8 protein-coding genes are annotated in these 17,826 nt (G+C 46.9%); 5 read left to right on the top strand and 3 right to left on the bottom strand.

Annotated features, from left to right (window positions below; translation table 11 throughout):
* Nucleotides 1–474 precede the first annotated feature (474 nt).
* Nucleotides 475–2,610, bottom strand: coding sequence for a glycoside hydrolase family 97 protein (locus tag ACFQ2O_RS11385; protein ID WP_377527497.1), 2,136 nt, complete (start codon nt 2,608–2,610; stop codon nt 475–477).
* Between the two features lie 593 nt (nt 2,611–3,203).
* On the opposite strand from ACFQ2O_RS11385, the gene ACFQ2O_RS11380 reads away from it, so the two are divergent.
* The 5 genes from ACFQ2O_RS11380 to ACFQ2O_RS11360 all read left to right on the top strand — a co-directional run bounded on the left by ACFQ2O_RS11380 (nt 3,204) and on the right by ACFQ2O_RS11360 (nt 11,523).
* A complete protein-coding gene (locus tag ACFQ2O_RS11380) occupies nt 3,204–7,214 on the top strand; it encodes a response regulator (RefSeq protein WP_377527494.1) in 4,011 nt (1,336 codons plus the stop codon).
* Nucleotides 7,204–8,034 (top strand): CheR family methyltransferase, encoded by an 831-nt coding sequence (locus tag ACFQ2O_RS11375; RefSeq protein WP_377527491.1) that lies wholly within the window; start codon nt 7,204–7,206, stop codon nt 8,032–8,034. Before ACFQ2O_RS11380 ends, ACFQ2O_RS11375 begins: the two co-directional genes overlap by 11 nt.
* Nucleotides 8,034–8,600: a chemotaxis protein CheB gene (locus ACFQ2O_RS11370; RefSeq protein ID WP_377527489.1), complete on the top strand. Its 567-nt coding sequence runs from the start codon at nt 8,034–8,036 to the stop codon at nt 8,598–8,600. The genes ACFQ2O_RS11375 and ACFQ2O_RS11370 overlap by 1 nt, the downstream gene beginning before the upstream one ends.
* Nucleotides 8,597–9,817, top strand: coding sequence for a sensor histidine kinase (locus ACFQ2O_RS11365; protein WP_377527487.1), 1,221 nt, complete (start codon nt 8,597–8,599; stop codon nt 9,815–9,817). Before ACFQ2O_RS11370 ends, ACFQ2O_RS11365 begins: the two co-directional genes overlap by 4 nt.
* A 515-nt stretch (nt 9,818–10,332) precedes the next feature.
* On the top strand, nt 10,333–11,523 hold the full coding sequence (locus ACFQ2O_RS11360) for an MFS transporter (protein ID WP_377527485.1): 1,191 nt from the start codon (nt 10,333–10,335) through the stop codon (nt 11,521–11,523).
* Nucleotides 11,524–11,751: 228 nt separating this feature from the next.
* On the opposite strand, the gene ACFQ2O_RS11355 is transcribed toward ACFQ2O_RS11360, so the two are convergent.
* Both ACFQ2O_RS11355 and gltB read right to left on the bottom strand, forming a co-directional pair.
* A complete protein-coding gene (locus ACFQ2O_RS11355) occupies nt 11,752–13,221 on the bottom strand; it encodes a glutamate synthase subunit beta (RefSeq protein ID WP_377527483.1) in 1,470 nt (489 codons plus the stop codon).
* On the bottom strand, nt 13,221–17,726 hold the full coding sequence (gltB, locus tag ACFQ2O_RS11350) for a glutamate synthase large subunit (protein ID WP_377527480.1): 4,506 nt from the start codon (nt 17,724–17,726) through the stop codon (nt 13,221–13,223). Before gltB ends, ACFQ2O_RS11355 begins: the two co-directional genes overlap by 1 nt.
* Between the last annotated feature and the right edge of the window lie 100 nt (nt 17,727–17,826).

The raw sequence follows: 17,826 nt of genomic DNA, 5'->3' as shown, positions 1-17,826 counted from the left end.
TATGACTTCCATCGGATTAGGACTTGGGGTTAAAATGTCTTTGCAAACACTTTTACCTGCCTAATTCCTTGGAAGTTAAACAACTCTAAACAGCCTCGTGTTATAAAATTCAGAATTAATAACTTTCCAAGTATATCCTTTTAGCTAAACCTGAACACACTGAGTATAGAGCAGTTATAGGTTTCTGCCTGGCTCATGAAGTGAGTTTGTGCAAAAGGGAAAGGCATATATCAATATAGCAAATCTAGTTATGCTTTCCCGTTTATGGGTGCCACTTTTACGCTGATAAGCAGCAATCCAATGCAATACTGTGTACGCTAAGTGTCAGGAGAAGACCACTGCCATCATTTTATACTTATCACACAGACTAGCACAAATAGCCAAAAACAAGATGTATGAATTTTCTGCATAACAAAAAAAGGGAGTGACGCATTAGCTGCATCACTCCCTTTCGCATAGGTAATAAATTTATACTTATAGCTTCTTAAGGCCTTTGGTTTCTTGCTTGTTACCTTCTTTAATGCTGATGGCAACACCTCCACCTGGAGCCAATGGCTGCTTCAGAACACTCTTCGAGTTTACCTGTACTTTAGTGATGGTATACTTCTGTGGGTTCTGGTTCCAACTGGCGTCTTTTGCATCAGCGTAGATAGTAGCCACATAATTTTTGCCTTTTGGCAGATAATCAAAGCGTACAGTTGCCGTGCGGGCATTTTCATCGGTAATACCGCCTACGTACCATTCGTTTTTACCTTTTGCTTTGCGGGCAATAGTTACATAATCTCCTGGCTCTGCCTCCTGTACATACGTGTCATCCCAGTCAAGAGCAACGTCTTTGATAAATTGGAATGCATCCGGGAAGCGGGCGTAGTTCTCTGGCAGGTCCGCAGCCATCTGGAGCGGGCTATACATGGTTACATAATAAGCCAATTGCTTTACCAAAGTAGTATTTACACGTTGGTTGCCGGTTCCGTAGTAAGAAAGGTCTGTCTGGAAAATACCCGGCGTATAATCCATTGGGCCACCCATTAAGCGAGTAAAAGGCAGGATGGTGGCATGCTCTGGTGCAAGACCGCCCATTGCTTCGAATTCAGTTCCTCTGGCAGATTCCTGGGCAATCCAGTTCGGATACGTGCGGTGAAGACCTGTAGGACGAACAGCTTCGTGGCTGTTCACCATAATCTTATAATCAGCCGCCGTCTTTGCCACATGAATGTAATGGTTTACCATCCACTGTCCATCGTGGTGCTCGCCTCTAGGGATAGGCTTACCTACATAACCTGTTTTAACAGAATTATATCCATTGTCTTGCATAAACTGGAATGCCTTGTCCAGGCGTCTTTCGTAGTTGGTAGCAGATGACGATGTTTCGTGGTGCATCATGATTTTTACACCTTTAGAAGCAGCATAAGCGCTCAGCATTTTTACATCAAAATCAGGATAAGGCGTTACAAAATCAAACACTTCTTCTTTCCAGTTACCAAACCAGTCTTCCCAACCGATATTCCAACCTTCTACTAACACAGCATCAAAACCATGCTCTGCAGCAAAGTCAATGTGCCTTTTCACGTTTTCGTTTGTAGCACCGTGTGTTCCGTTCGGAGTCAACTTTGTGAAGTCATCACTCAGCTTTACATTGGTTTCTTTGCCGTAGGCCCAGGTGCTTTTGCCGGCCACAAAGTACTCCCACCATACCCCAATATATTTTACTGGCTTAATCCACGAAACGTCTTCGTAGGCAGTTGGCTCATTCAGGTTAAGGATCAGCTTAGAAGCAAGTATGTCTGTTGCTTTATCACTTACTACAATGGTTCTCCATGGTGTTTGTGCATCAGTTTGGATGTACCCTTTGTTGCCAACAGCATCTGGCGTTAAGTGAGAACTCATGGCAAAGGTTTTCGGATCAACGTTCAGGTTCATGGCCGGATAGTTGATCAGGGCAGCCTCATGAATGTTGATGTATAAGCCATCCGAAGTCTTCATCATGGAAGGCGTTTGAACAGCCAGGTTCTTGATTGGTACCTGGGCATGCACATCAATGGTTGCTTTTTCCATCAGAGAAGGAATCTCTGAAATCTTTGATGTAGTATAAGCATACTCGTTGGTATCATAGTCGCCAGGAATCCAGAAGATTTTATGGTCTCCAGCTAAGTTGAAACCGGTTTGCTCTTCCTTAATCACAAAATACTTCAGCTCATCCTGCTTCGGAAACTCATATCTAAAGCCAAGCCCATCGTTAAACAAGCGGAACCGAATACGAATAAAGCGGTTTTTCTGCTCCGGCTGCTTCAGGGTAACCAACAACTCATTGTAGTTATTGCGGATGGTTTTCTGCTCCCCCATTATAGGCTCCCATGTATTATTCACACTAGCCTGCTTGGTGTCTTCTATCGTGAATCCTTCTGCCAGAGAACCAACATCGTTAGTTTCAATTCCTAAGCGGCTTGGCTTAATTACAGGTTTGTTTTTGTAACCCAACTTGTAGTAAGGTACCCCGTTATCCCGAAGCTCAAACGTTAAGGTGAGGTTTTTATCCGGAGAGGTAATAACCTGGGCACTCAACTGAAGCGTGAGCGTACAGGCAATAAATAAAAGAAATAGTTTACGCATTATTCTAGGTTATAAATTGGACTTAATGATTCCGTTGTTGTTTGCTCAGTTCGTTTAAAGTGGCTGAAATAAGACTCTCCTTCTTCTGTCTTTTCAGTAGCTATTTCAACTGTTACTCCCGTACGTCTTGCTGTGTAGTGGTAATTAGTGCACTGTGTTATAGGTAATAGCTGTCACAAGTATAAATTATCCCTTCCCGCTGCATGTTATTTTTTTCTTCACAAGAAATTAAATCAAGTTTAGTGGCAAGTGGTTGATAGCGAGTTTTATAAGTATGGGCTAGGTCTCTGTTTCTGATTTTATTGATTCTTCAATCACTATTTGTAAGGCAACGCCATGTGTTGTTTTCAGGAAGAAGACCACGACTAAGTTCCTGCGGTAAAAGGTAAAATTTAGTAAGGCGTTCTGAATAAAAAATCAGAATGCATCGGTGAAGTGATTATTACTATCAGTTTTATGAGAAGGAGTTTTGTAAATTGCGGCTTCGTCTTGCCATTAGCTTAAAAGCATGAAGCCAGTTCTTTTACAGGCTTTTGCAGCGCAAAAGATGAATTTTAAGCATGCTTTAAAGACTTTTAACAGCTTCTCATAAAATGAAGATTATAGAAAACTTAAAGATCAGAGACAAACTCTTATTGCTGCTTTCTCTGTTGCTTATTCCTTTGCTATACTTTGTGGCTACTACTGTTCAGTACCAGGTCAGTGAAAGGACCCGCTTGAAACAGGAAGCGCTTCAGTTAAAGGAGGCAGGCAAGATTTCAGATGTCATACATGCTTTTCAGCGGGAGCGGGCACGCATGCTGATGGCCGCAGGCGAAGATGCGGCCTTTATGCAGGAGGCAAAAGCGCAACGGGCCTTGACTGACGCAGCCGAAAGAGACCTGAAACAATACCTGCAAGCTACAGGGAGATCTTTTTCTGATATAGTGCTGCTAAACGAGTTGAAGCAATTCAGAAGCGATCTTGACCAGAATAAATTGGATGTTATTGAATTCAGGAGATATTCCAGTGATCTGATAGCTAATTTTCTGGATAGAATTGATGCTAATGCCACGGGTATAGGCAATGTAAAACTTAGCCAACAGCTTTTGAGCTTCAGGAGCCTGGTGGATACTAAAATTCAGCTGGCACGGGTGCGTAGCCTTCTCATGAAAGTTCTCCGGGAAGAGAGGTTTTCTTATGAAGATTATGCGTTGATTCGTTCACAGCATAGTTTTTATACCCGTTCCTTAAAAGATTTTGGCCGCTATGCTACCGCCGAGTCTGTGCAGGAACTTCAGAAAACAACCTCTACGGAAAACTACATGCAGGTGGAAGCCATGCTGCAGCAGATAGAAAATGGAACAGAACTGGATTTTGCGGCTATAGACCCTACGGCAACTTTTAGAGGGTTTACACAAAGTGTGAACGAGCTGCGCGAGGTAGAGCAGGATTTGCTGGACAGAATAACGGCACAGGTAGAGGCTGAGATAAAACAAAATCAACTTTACTTAATTGTTTTGGCACTTGCGGTGGTGGCACTGCTGGTGCTTTTGTGCTTACTTTCACTTTATATCATCAATTCAATTTCATCGTCGCTTTCTACGCTCAGAGTGGCTGCTGACCGAATAAGAGTAGGCGCAACAGATGTAGTGATTCCTATCGATCGAAAAGACGAAATTGGAATGGTGGCAGAATCTTTTCGTGGTGTCTTAAATAAAAGTGTTTCCTTAACTAAGGTGGCACAAGCCATTGGAGAAGGCAGGTACGATGTAGAGGTAGAGGTGCAGAGCGAAGAAGACGCTTTGAGCTTCGCCATCAAAAACATGAAAGATAACCTGCAAAGCTTTACGACAGACAATGCCAACAGAAGCTGGATTCTGGCAGGTATTTCAGAGCTTAACAACCTTATTGCAGGGGAGTCAGCGCTGGAGCGGGTATCTGAAAAGGTAATATCCTTTATGTGTAATTATACCGGCTCGGAGGCTGGTGTTTTATACTTACATAACGAAGGTGGTAAGCTAGATGCGGCTGCCAGCTATGGCGTGCAGTACAGTACCCATCAGCTCGACTCTCACAAGGTAGGTGTTGGTGTGGTAGGTCAGGCTGTGAGCGAGCGGCAGATAAAATTATTGGAGAACATACCGGACTCATACCTGAAAATAAAGACCGGATTGTCAGAGAGTGATCCGGCTAACATTATTATACTTCCCTTGCAGTTTACCGAGAACATGGTAGGGGCCATAGAGCTTTGCTCACGGCGTTCATATAGTGAGTTGGAGCAACGGTTTTTTGAGGCGGCATCGGAGCGTGTAGCCGTGATGGTGCACACCCTGAAGATACATTTGCAAACACAGGAACTGTTGTATGAAACGCAGAATCAGGCGGAAGAACTGGAAACACAGCAGGAAGAATTACGGCAGCTGAACGCTGAGTTGAAAGCATCTGAGGAAGAGCTGCGCGTAAACCAGGAAGAGCTACAGGAGAAGAACTCTGAACTAGAAGAGAAAGCCCAACTGTTGGAAGAGCAGTACGAGGCGGTGCAGAGCAAAAACAGAGCATTGGAAGATGCTCGCCAGGCCATCGAACTGAAAATTGATCAGGTGGAGACGGTAAGTAAGTATAAGAGTGATTTTCTGGCTAACATGAGCCACGAGCTCAGGACGCCGCTTAACAGTATACTTATCCTGTCAAGGCTGCTAGCTGATAATACCGAAAATACCCTATCAACAAAGCAAATTGACCATGCCCAGATTATACATCGTTCCGGAAACGACCTGCTGAAGCTGATAAATGAAATACTGGACCTGTCTAAGATTGAGTCTGGTATGATCAGGTTAGAGCTGGAGGAGGTAAAAGCTACTGATATACAGCTGGAGCCAGTGTTCCGGGAAATGGCCAGAAAGAAAAATATCCGCTTCTCCCAAACCCTATCACCTGACACTTTTGAATTTATTACCACCGACCGTTTCCGCTTAGAGCAGATCCTTAAAAACTTTATCGGCAACGCCATTAAGTTTACAGATGAAGGAGGGGAGGTTGAACTGGCTATTTATCCCGTGCGTAACCATCTCCGGTTTAATTCTGATAGGCTGAAAGAGCAAGCAGAGGTGGTGGCGTTCACGGTGAAGGATAACGGGATAGGTATACCGAAAGAGAAGCAGGATGTAGTGTTCGAGGCCTTTCAGCAAGCCGACTCCTCTACCACACGTAAGTTTGGCGGCACTGGCTTGGGCCTTACCATAAGCAAAGAGCTGGCAACACTGTTGGGTGGAGAGCTGCAACTCGAAAGCGAACCTGGGGTGGGCAGTAGTTTCACGCTTTATCTGCCACGCACCCTGCAACAGGCAAAGCAGGATACTCCTAATAAAACTGAAGCTGCTGTGCCACAGGAGCCAAAATCATCATCTGTTGTGCAATTGCTGCAGCGGATGAATCCGAAAGATAAGAACGAGATTACTTTGCTTATTGTGGAGGATGATAAGGGCTTCAGCGATATTCTGGATGATTTTGCAACAGCCAAGAATTTCCGTGTACTTAAAGCCTATAATGGTACCGACGGCCTGGAGTTGGCAAGACAGGAAAAACCAGATGCCATTTTACTGGACATACAACTGCCGGACATCAACGGTTGGGAAGTGCTGCGGCAGATACGGGAAGACAAAGAACTGCGGCATGTAAACGTACACGTCATGTCTGCCTATGATAACGAAGTAACAGGCGAGTTTCAGGAGAACCAGGAATACCTGCCTAAACCCGTAACGCTGGAAATGCTGAACAAAGCCTTTACATCCATAGGCGGCATCACGGCAGGTGCCATAGAAAATATCCTGATTGTGGAGGACAATGAGGTTGAAAACATGGCAGTAGCCGAACTGTTGCTGGCGCATGGCATGCGCTCTACCTCCGCCTACACAGCAGAACAGGCAGAGAAGGTGCTGGCCAAGCAAAAAGTAGACTGCATCATTCTAGACCTTAACCTGCCAGGTATGAAAGGATACGACTTTATGAAAGCAGTGAAGGCAAAAGAAGGCCTGTCAGAAATACCGATCATTATTTATTCTGGCAAAGACGTAAGTGAGGAAGAAGAAACCAGGTTGAAAGAGTTTGCCAATACCATCATCATCAAAAACGAATACTCTTACCTGCGCCTGCTGGATGAGGTACAACTGTTCCTGCACAAGGTGAACCAAAAGCTGCCGCTGGGCAACGATTTTAAGATGAAGCTGCATGTGCCTGAGGAAATACTTCAGAACCGTAAAATACTTGTAGTGGATGATGATGTGCGCAATGTATACTCGCTCAGTAGCTTGCTGGAACTGCACGGCATGGAGGTTGTTGTAGCCTATGATGGAAAAGAAGCTTTGCAGAAACTAGAAACAGAAACAGGCGTAGATATGGTGCTGATGGATATCATGATGCCGGAAATGGATGGCATTGAAGCTATAAAGCAAATCAGGCGCATGGTGCCGTTCAAGCGCCTGCCAATTATCGCGCTTACAGCCAAGGCCATGAAAGAGGACAAGGAAAACTGTATTAAAGCCGGTGCCTCCGATTATGTTCCAAAACCAATTGACACAGATAAATTACTTACTTTAATGCGCGTGTGGCTGTATGAAGCTTGATGAAGAAGCGCTTTTTGAGCAGGAGGTGGAGGAGTTGATGGAGCAGATACATCAGCAGTATGGCTATGACTTCAGGGGCTACTCCCGGGCATCGCTCTACCGCCGTATCAAGCGCTTTGCCAGCAATAGCGGCATCGAAAGTATGGCTGTGTTAAAGGAGTCCATCGCATCAGACAGTTACTTTTTTGAAGGTTTTTTGCAGGAGATCACAGTGAATGTAACAGAGATGTTCCGTGATCCTTCTTTTTTTCTGTCGTTGCGCAAGAATGTGCTGCCTATACTTTCTACATATCCGTTTATAAAGATATGGGATGCCGGCTGCTCAACGGGTGAAGAGCTTTTTTCGCTGGCTATACTTTTAAAGGAGGAAGGGCTGCTGGACAGGGTACGCATATATGCTACCGATGTAAACCAAAAGGTGCTTCGGCAGGCCAAAGAAGGTATCTTCCCGGCATCAAACATTGCGGCTTACACGGCTGGTTATTATGCATCTGGTGGCAAGCGTGAGTTTTCAGAATACTTTGTAAGCAACTACGGTAGCCTGAAGTTTGATTCTTCGTTAGTGCAAAACGTCGTGTTTTATCCACATAACCTGGCCACAGATTCTTCTTTTAACGAGTTTCACCTTATCCTGAGCCGAAACGTACTTATCTATTTTACGCATGCCTTGCAGGAGCGGGTGTTTAAACTTTTTGATGAAAGCCTGGTTAATTTAGGCTACCTGGGGCTAGGGAAAAAAGAGACACTCTATCTTTCAGAGTTAAATTCCAGCTATCAGTCAACAGATAAGAATAACCGTATCTATCGAAAAACACGCTGATGAAACCAGTTGAGAAAGTGGTTGTTTTGGGAGGTTCGTGGGGCGGAATACAAGCTTCCATAACTATATTACAAAGTTTAACAGCAAGCTTTCCGTACCCGATAATTCTGGTGCTGCACCGCCTCCGTAACACTGAAAGCGGGTTGCAGCAACTGTTTGAGAAGAAGCTACACTTGGAAGTGCGGGAGGTGGAGGAGAAAGAACCCTTAGCACCAGGCGTTGTATACCTGGCACCTGCTAATTACCATGTGCTGATCGAAAAGGACAGAACTTTTTCGCTGGATGTTTCGGATTTAGAAAATTACTCCCGACCTTCAATCGATGTTACATTTGCTAGTGCCGCTGATGTGTTTAAAGAGCAGGCAATTGGCATACTGCTGAGCGGCGCAAGCAAAGACGGGAGTGCAGGCCTGGCGCACCTGCACCAAAAGGGAGGTGTGGCCATCGTACAGGACCCTGCCGAAGCAGAAGTAAGTACCATGCCCGAATCAGCTATTAAGTTAATACCTGGCTGCCGCGTGATGAATTTGGAAAGCATAAAGAAACATTTACTTTCAGTTACATGATGCTTGACCAGCAAACTCAGTCCGTCCCATTTAAGTTACCGCTTACCTATCCGGTTAAGGTACTGTTGGTAGACGACAAGCCTGAAAATCTAATAAGTCTGGAAAGCCTTCTTTTCAGTGAAGGAGACAATATTTCTTATTTGTTTGCCAACTCTGGCGAGGAGGCGCTAAAAATTGCATTGCGCGAAGAGCTGGCGCTTATTCTGCTGGATGTGCAAATGCCCGACATGAACGGCTATGAAGTTGCACAGTATCTGCGGAACACTTCCAAGACAAAGGATATCCCGGTTATTTTTGTAACAGCCATTTCAGAGCAGTCGTCGCATATGGTGGAAGGCTTTGAAGCTGGTGCTGTAGATTTTCTGTTCAAACCGCTTCACCCATACATTACCCGCGCTAAAGTGGCAGCCTTTATAAGCTTTTATGTTCAGAAAAAAGAGCTGGAGAAGGCTAACAACCTGGCGCTTGAGATGAACCGTGCGCTGGAGGAAAGAGTAGCCGAGCGAACCAAAGAGTTGATCAGGATCAACAAGGATCTGGAGAACTTTGTGTACACAGCATCGCATGATCTTAAAACGCCCATCATCAACATAGAAGGATTAATGCGGGCGCTGCAGGAAACGCTGGTTGAGAATGACGTGAAACTGGAAGAAGCAGACGCGATACTGAACATGATAGCTACCTCAATCAACCGTTTTAGAGATACCTTAACGGACCTGACAGAGGTAGCAAAACTACAGTACCAGGAGGAGGATAATCAAGCGATCGTTAGTTTCGAGGAAATATTAGGCGATGTAACGTCTAACATTAAGTGTATGATCCACGATGCTGAAGCAGAGATAATACAGGATTTCTCTCTGGCACCCGGTGTAGCTTATTCACGGAAGAACCTTCGCAGCATTATCTACAACCTGGTATCTAACGCGATCAAGTATAAATCGCCTGACAGGAAGCCCGTTATCAATATATGCTCTTATCCTGTTGATGATTATGTTGTGCTTTCTGTTCAAGATAATGGCCTGGGTTTAAGAGAGCAGGACCATGATAAAGTCTTCAGTATGTTTACGCGCCTGCATGACCATACCGAAGGAACAGGTGTAGGTATGTCTATTGTAAAGCGTATTGTTGAAAATAGCGATGGGAAGATCGAACTTAGCAGTGAATTGGGTAAAGGCTCTACTTTTAAAATCTACATAAAGTATAGTAATCAGTTCTAAAAGCATGTTTACAATTCATACTTTGCGCTGCAAAAGCCTGTAAAGGAACCTGGCCTCACGCTTTTCTCACCCCGTAGCGCTGCTATGAAACTCTAAAACCGCTTTGCCAGAACCCTTTCCATTCAGCTTTCGCTTGCAAAAACGAAATGTAAACAAGCTCCAAGGATAAATACACTACCAAATGTTCATTCCTGTATCAGAGTCACCTATCTTACAATAGCTTGCGTGATAGGTTTCAAAAAACAGGTACTCATTAACGAATAAAGTTAAAGATCATATCTGCAAATAAACCATCTGCCATCTCCGTTTTGAGCAATACCTAAAGTATAGGTAGTACCTTATGGCTGTTGGCTTTCAGGCAATCAAAGTATAGGCCGCTATACTTTAAGTACGTACGTATAGCTATCAGAAAGTATAATACAAAGTATAAGCACAGAGCCTCTCTGTGAGCATCAGCAGTGATGGCTTGCAGAGAGGCTTGAAATTTTATTTTATCATCAATAATATAATTAGCATTGAAAAAGAGGTTATTGCCGCTGGCACTGGGCGGGTTAGGGATTGGAACAACGGAGTTTGTGATAATGGGCTTGCTGTCAGATGTTGCTGCTGATTTTAACATAAGTATACCAGAGGCGGGCTACATGATTTCGGCCTATGCGCTCGGAGTTGTGATTGGTGCACCTTTGCTGGTGGTAGCCAGCCGGAGCTTTCCGCCAAAGAAAATACTCTGGGCTTTGATGGTGATGTTTACCTTGTTTAACGCCTGTTCTGCCTTTGCGCCCACAAGTATGACTTTGCTGCTCTCCCGTTTGATGGCGGGGCTGCCGCATGGCGCTTTTTTTGGTGTTGGCTCTGTAGTAGCAAGCCGTTTGGCAGTGAAAGGCAAAGAGGCACAAGCCATCTCCACCATGTTTGCCGGGTTAACCATTGCTAATTTGCTCACTGTACCCCTCGGTACGTATATCGGGCACCATTTCTCCTGGCGTTATACTTTTGGCCTTATTACAGTTATAGGCTTGCTTACCCTGCTGCTGATTCAGCTGTGGTTGCCAGCGCTTGAAGCCAGCAAAACTGGTAATGTACGGTCGCAGCTAAGTTTTTTTAAAAGCAGAGAGGCTTGGCTTATACTTCTGATAACAGCCATCGGAACAGGCGGCCTTTTTGCCTGGATCAGTTACATAGCTCCCTTGATGACGGAAGTGGCTGGTTTTGCTCCGGAGCAAGTGTCATACATACTTGTGTTGGCAGGCTTTGGCATGGTAGTCGGTAACTTTGCAGGTGGCAGACTGGCCGATAAAATAGAACCTGTGAAGGCCTGCCTTGTGCTGTTGCTATGTATGGCTGCGACGCTGCTAATCATCTACTTTACCTCCGAAAGCAAAGTGATGGCCTTGCTGATGACTTTTGTGGCAGGAGGCCTTTCGCTGGCTATTGCAGCACCTATTCAGATACTGATGATCAAGACAGCCAAAGGAGCAGAAATGCTGGGTGCAGCTACCACACAAGCCGCATTTAACATTGGCAATGCTTTGGGTGCGTTCTTTGGGGGATTGCCAATTGCTATGGGCTTTGGCTATACCTCGCCAGAACTGGTAGGAGTGAGTATGGCTACAATAGGAGCAATGATTGCTATTGTACTCATCAAAAGACAAAGATCCAATAGAGCAGAAAAACTCTCCCCTTCCTTTCAGGAGAGTCCTGTATAGCGGCAATAGCTGAAGCAACGGCAGATTCATAATAGTCTTTTTAAGGCTATTAGCGGGTATCAAAGTAATAGCTATACAGTGATGCCCTTTTAAGTATTACAAGGCAGTACCATGCCTAGCTAAAGCAAGCAGAGTAGTTTAAAAAAACTGTTTCAGAGCGTGTTGAGGTATGGGCTACTGGTGGCCACTGATGATACGTACCTGAAAAGCTATACTAACACCAATTATTTATACTTGTTTTTCATTTGCCAACAGTAGCATTGACACCTCTTTTGCAGGCAACTTTGATTTTCCCATCAGGTGCACATCAATGGCACGGGCAGCCTCCCGACCATCTGAGATAGCCCATACCACCAGCGACTGGCCACGGTAAGCGTCTCCGGCAGCGAAGATGCCTGGCACATTCGTTTGCCAGTCCTGTAGCTTAAAGTTACCGCGTTGGTCTGTTTCAAAATCAAAGTTAGCCTGGAAAGCATCGTACATCGGGCGCTCATAACCGATAGCAATAAAGGCCAGGTCGCAAGGCAACACGCGTTCGCTACCGGGTTTTTCAGTATACTCGCGGCTGTTTTTCCACTCCAGTTCCACCACCTTTAAGCCTTTTACAAAGCCATTTTCGTCGGCTACAAACTCTTTTGTGAGCCAGCCCCAGCTGCGTTCGCATCCTTCTTCGTGTGAGCTGGACGCGGTAAATGTCATAGGTGTTTCGGGCCAGGGATTATCAGGTGTGCGAGCTGTAGATGGCATGTTTCTGTACTGCAACTGCGTGATGGACATGGCAAATTGTCGGTTGGCTGTGCCTACACAGTCAGAGCCCGTATCACCGCCACCAATCACAAGCACATGCTTCTCTTTGGCGTGAATGTCCTGTTCGGCAGGTATAATTTCTCCGGCAACTCTGCGGTTGTGCAGCGTCAGGTAATCCATGGCAAAGTGAATACCCTTCAGGTGATTGCCCGGTATGGTTAAAGGGCGAGGTTTTGCTGAACCAATGGTTAGCAGGACCGCATCATACTTGCGGTGCAGCTTTTTAAGTGTGGTGTCTTTGCCGATTTCCTTGTTCAGGTGAAAGTGAATGCCCTCTTCCTCCAGTATGGCTAAGCGGCGGTCGATCGTCCATTTCTCCAGCTTGAAGTCCGGTATACCATAGCGCAGCAAACCACCGGCTTTATCATCTTTTTCATATATGTGCACCTCGTGCCCCGCCTGGTTTAGCTGTGCTGCCGCTGCCAGTCCTGCCGGGCCTGAACCTACAATGGCGACACGTTTGCCTGTGCGGTGCGTAGGTGGCTGTGGCTTTACAAGGCCTAGTTCAAACGACTTCTCAGCGATGGCTTTCTCAATATGCTCAATGGCAACGGCTGGCTTGTTGATCGAGAGCACACAGCTCGACTCGCAAGGAGCAGGGCAGATGCGGCCGGTAAACTCTGGGAAATTATTGGTGCTGTATAGAATTTGCGCAGCGCGTTCCCACTCACCATCATATACAGCATCATTAAAATCAGGTATCATGTTGCCCAAGGGGCAGCCGCTGTGGCAGAAAGGAACACCGCAGTCCATGCAGCGGGCCGCCTGTATTTTTGTTTTTTCCTCCGGAAAGGAAGTATAAATCTCGTTGGAATCGTTGATTCTTTCTTTCGGGTCTCGGGCTGCGGGTAATTCGCGGCCGTAGGTTAAAAATCCGTCTGCTTTTCCCATCAGGCAACTACTTTTAGTGTTTCAGTTTCTTTTATTTGCAGGGCTTTCTTCAGGTCGTGTGGCATTACTTTGTGGAAGAATTTCTGGTGCGCATGCCATCCCTGTAGCAGGTCTTTTGCCAGTGAACTCTCTGTATACTGCACATGCTCCTGCAGCTTCTGCTCTATCCATAAAAGGTCTGTCGCATCAGGTAGCTCCAGGTTTACCATTTCCAGGTTGCACTGCTCCGGAAAGCCATTCACTGGATCGTAGATAAAAGCTGTACCGCCGCTCATGCCTGCCGCAAAGTTTTTACCCACAGAACCTAAAATCAGTACTTTGCCACCTGTCATGTACTCGCAGCCGTGGTCGCCGATGCCTTCCACTACAGCCTCAGCCCCGGAGTTACGCACACAGAAGCGCTCGCCTGCCATACCATTAATGTAAGCTGTGCCGGAAGTAGCGCCATACAAGGCAACATTACCAGTGATGATGTTTTCATGCGCCACGTAAGTAGAGCCCTCGAACGGCTGAAGTATAAGTTTGCCGCCCGACAAGCCTTTGCCCAGGTAATCGTTGGCTTCTCCAACCAAGCGGAAGGTAAGGCCGGGAGCAAGGAAAGCTCCGAATGTCTGGCCGGCAGAACCGCTGAAGGTGGCTTTGAAAGAATCTTCTGGTAAACCAGCTTTGCCATACTTGCACGATACTTCATAAGACAGCATGGCACCCACCGAGCGATCTACGTTGATGATGCGGTACTGCCGTTCTTTGTTTTTGCCTTTGTTGAAGTCACGGATAAGCTTTCTGTCCAGTATGTCTACAATGTCATGCTCCTGGTGGATCTGGTTATAGATACCGATGTTGTTAGGAACTACCTCCTTATGCAGAATAGGGTCAAAACTCAGGTTTTTAAGCTTCCAGTGGTTTAAGTCGTTGCGCACTTTCAGCACCTGTGGCTGGCCTACCATCTCGTTTATACTTCTGAAGCCCAACAGCGCCATAATTTCGCGCAGCTCCTCGGCCATGAAACGGAAGAGGTTTACCACATGCTCCGGCTTTGCGGTAAAGAGTTGGCGCAGCTCCGGGTTTTGCGTGGCTATACCTACCGGGCAAGTGTTCAGGTGGCACTTGCGCATCATGATACAGCCTTCGGCAATTAGGGCAGCGGTAGCAACGCCATACTCTTCGGCACCCAGTAATGTAGCAATGGCCAGGTCATACCCTGTCATCAACTTGCCATCCGTCTGAAGTACCACACGGCTGCGGAGATTGTTTTTCACGAGCGTCTGGTGTGCTTCTGCCAAACCTATTTCCCAAGGCAAACCAGCGTGGCGAATAGAGCTCAACGGACTGGCTCCCGTACCTCCGTCGGCACCAGAAATCATAATAGCATCCGCTTTTGCTTTGGCCACACCAGCTGCTATGGTGCCTACGCCTGCCTCTGCTACCAGCTTCACGTTGATGCGGGCGTTCGGGTTAGCGTTCTTCAGGTCGTAAATCAGCTGCTTCAGGTCTTCAATAGAGTAAATGTCGTGGTGCGGTGGCGGTGAAATGAGGCCTACCCCCGGTGTGGAGTGGCGCACACGGGCAATCCAGTTATCTACCTTGTGGCCGGGCAACTGACCACCTTCCCCAGGCTTGGCACCCTGCGCTATTTTTATCTGTATCTCATCGGCGTTGGCTAGGTAGTGGCTGGTTACACCAAAGCGGCCAGAGGCTACTTGCTTGATGGCAGAACGCTCAGAATCTCCGTTTTCTTTGATGCTATAACGCGCTTCATCCTCGCCACCTTCGCCGCTGTTGCTTTTACCGCCGATGCGGTTCATCGCAACAGCTAGCGTGCTGTGCGCTTCATGCGAAAGTGACCCAAAAGACATGGCCCCAGTGGCAAATCGCTTCAATATACTTTCTACCGGCTCCACCTCTTCCAGCGGCACCGACTGTCGTTTTCTGAACTCAAATAGCTGACGTAAGGTAATAGCTGATTCCTGGTGCTCGCGCAGCAGTTTTGTGTACTCTTTGTACAAGCGATAGTCGTTCAGGCGGGTAGATTTTTGCAGCAGGTGGATAATCTCCGGGCGCAGCAGGTGCTCTTCGCCACGTCTTCTCCACTGGAAGAATCCGCCGGTTTCCAGCAGCTGGTTATCATCCATGTAAGCCGACTGGTGTTTAATCAGTGCTTCCAGTTCCAGGTCCTCAAAATTCAAACCTTCCAGGCGACTAACGGTTCCTTTAAAACACTTCTGAATCACTTCCTGCCCAAAGCCAAGGCACTCAAAAATTTGGGCACTCTGGTAAGATTGTAACGTGCTGATGCCCATCTTAGAGAGAATCTTGAGCAAGCCATTTCCTATAGCCTGTGTATAGTTCTCTGCATAATAAGTGAAAGGCTTGGTATTGTCCAGTTTCTCCTGCTCCAGCAGGCACTGGATGGTATCATACACCATGTACGGGTACACGCAGCTGGCGCCGTAACCAATAATGGTGGCGAAGTGGTGCGTTTCCCAGGCATCTCCAGCCTCTACAACCAAGCCGGTTTTTGTTCTGATGCGCTTGTCGATCAGGTGGTGGTGTATAGCCCCTACAGCCAGCAAAGAAGGTATGGCCGCACGGGTTGCTTCCACAGCGCGATTTGATATAATCAGGATTTTCTTGCCAGCCGCTACAGCCGCTTCGGCTTCTGCACAAATGGCATCCAGCGCTTTTTGCAGAGAGCCTCTTTCTGTGGTCGGGAAGGTGGCGTTGATCGTATAATGCTCAAATCCTTCCGACTTCAGGTTAATAATCTTGTTAAAATCGCTGTGGCTGAGCACCGGGTGCGAAATATGTATCTGCCGTGTATGGGCAGGTGTTTCATCCAGCACATTCAGCGACTCCCCAAGGCGGGTAAACAAAGACATGACCAACCGTTCCCGGATAGGGTCGATGGGTGGGTTACTTACCTGTGCAAAGTGCTGCTTAAAGTAGTTGGCCACGTGCTGGCTTTGCCGTGAGAGCACTGCCAGTGGAGTATCAGAGCCCATACTTCCCAAAGGCTCTTTGCCTGTGGTCGCCATAGGCTGCACAATCAGTTTCAGGTCTTCTGAAGTATAACCATAGGCTTTCTGTTTCAGGCGCAGTTGCTCCGGCGATACCGTGTTCAGGCAGAAAGCCGGATCAGGGCGTTGGTGCAGTTTGATACGATTCTGCGCAATCCAGTCGAAGTACGGCTTATCGTTACAAACAAGTTGCTTTATCTCCTCATCCTCATAAATCTTGTTCTCCTCCAGGTCAGCCAGCAGCATTTTACCCGGTTGAAGGCGACCTCGGCGCACCACATCCTTAGGATTAACTGGTAGCGCTCCGGCTTCGGAAGCCATTATTAAGCGGCCTTGTTTGGTAACACAAAAGCGTACCGGGCGCAGACCATTACGATCCAGTGTAGCGCCAATTTGTTTGCCATCGGTAAAGAACAATGCCGCAGGGCCATCCCAAGGCTCCATCAGGGCCGCGTGGTATTTATAGAAAGCTTTCTTGTACGGGTCCATGAACGGGTTGTCCTGCCACGCTTCCGGCACCAGCATCATCATGACGTGGGGCAGGGGCCGCCCAGCCAGCGTCAGCAGCTCTACCATGGCATCCAGGTTGGCTGAGTCGGAGTTGGCGGGGTTCGTGACAGGCAGCAGCCACTTCAGCTCTTCTTCTGTAAAGAGCGGCGAGTACATCAGCGCCTCCTTCGACTTCATCTTGTTTACGTTGCCGCGGATGGTGTTAATCTCGCCGTTGTGCGCGATAAACCGGAAAGGTTGTGCCAGCTTCCAGTTTGGGAAGGTGTTGGTAGAGAAGCGGGAGTGGACCACCGCCAGCGCAGATTTAAATTCCGGGTGGCGCAGGTCGTGGTAATACTGTTCTACCTGCTCTGTCTTTAGCTGGCCTTTGTAGATGATCGTGCGTGACGAGAGGCTGGCAATGTAAAACGTACCGTTCTCGCCTTTCACGCTTTTATTCACCTCATGGGTTATCAGACTGCGCAGCACGTACAGCTTACGCTCCAGGTCGGTGTCTTTTATACTTGCATCGGTCGGCTTCACAAACACCTGCTCAATGTATGGCTCCACAGCTTTTGCTTCATGTCCGGGCACACGTCCGTTTACCGGTACCAGGCGGTAGCCCAAAAGCTCAAAGCCCATTTTGCGGATGCAATGGTTTATGGTTTGCCTGCACTTATCCCGCACTTCATACACCGTGGGGAAGAAAACCATACCTACACCATAAGCGCCTTCCTGGGGGAGCTTGATAGCAAACTCATCTAACTGCTTTTTCAGGAAGTTGTGCGGGAGCTGCACCAATATACCTGCACCATCTCCGGTTTCTGGGTCGCTGCCTGTGGCACCCCTATGCTCCATGTTTGTAAGCATGGTAAGGGCATCTTTTACAATGCTATGCAACTTTTTACCGTCAAGGTTTACAACACATCCAACACCACAAGAGTCGTGTTCAAAGTCTTGCCTGTACAAACCTTTGGTAGGGTATTTATTTTGGCTCATCCGAAGTAAATTATGGGTAGTACAATACTCTTTCGAGTAGAGGAATTTATAATTTACTACAGGTATGGCAAAAAAGCAAACAATAATTTATAAAGTTGAT

It is taken from the genome of Pontibacter rugosus (assembly GCF_042678745.1).
GTDB lineage: Bacteria > Bacteroidota > Bacteroidia > Cytophagales > Hymenobacteraceae > Pontibacter > Pontibacter rugosus.
This window is presented reverse-complemented; position numbering and strand designations above follow the sequence as displayed.

Excerpts from the sequence above, each read along its gene's own strand:
- ACFQ2O_RS11385 (WP_377527497.1), bottom strand. The coding sequence starts at position 2,610 with ATGCGTAAACTATTTCTTTTATTTATTGCCTGTACGCTCACGCTTCAG.
- ACFQ2O_RS11380 (WP_377527494.1), top strand. The coding sequence starts at position 3,204 with ATGAAGATTATAGAAAACTTAAAGATCAGAGACAAACTCTTATTGCTG.
- ACFQ2O_RS11375 (WP_377527491.1), top strand. The coding sequence starts at position 7,204 with ATGAAGCTTGATGAAGAAGCGCTTTTTGAGCAGGAGGTGGAGGAGTTG.
- ACFQ2O_RS11370 (WP_377527489.1), top strand. The coding sequence starts at position 8,034 with ATGAAACCAGTTGAGAAAGTGGTTGTTTTGGGAGGTTCGTGGGGCGGA.
- ACFQ2O_RS11365 (WP_377527487.1), top strand. The coding sequence starts at position 8,597 with ATGATGCTTGACCAGCAAACTCAGTCCGTCCCATTTAAGTTACCGCTT.
- ACFQ2O_RS11355 (WP_377527483.1), bottom strand. The coding sequence starts at position 13,221 with ATGGGAAAAGCAGACGGATTTTTAACCTACGGCCGCGAATTACCCGCA.
- gltB (WP_377527480.1), bottom strand. The coding sequence starts at position 17,726 with ATGAGCCAAAATAAATACCCTACCAAAGGTTTGTACAGGCAAGACTTT.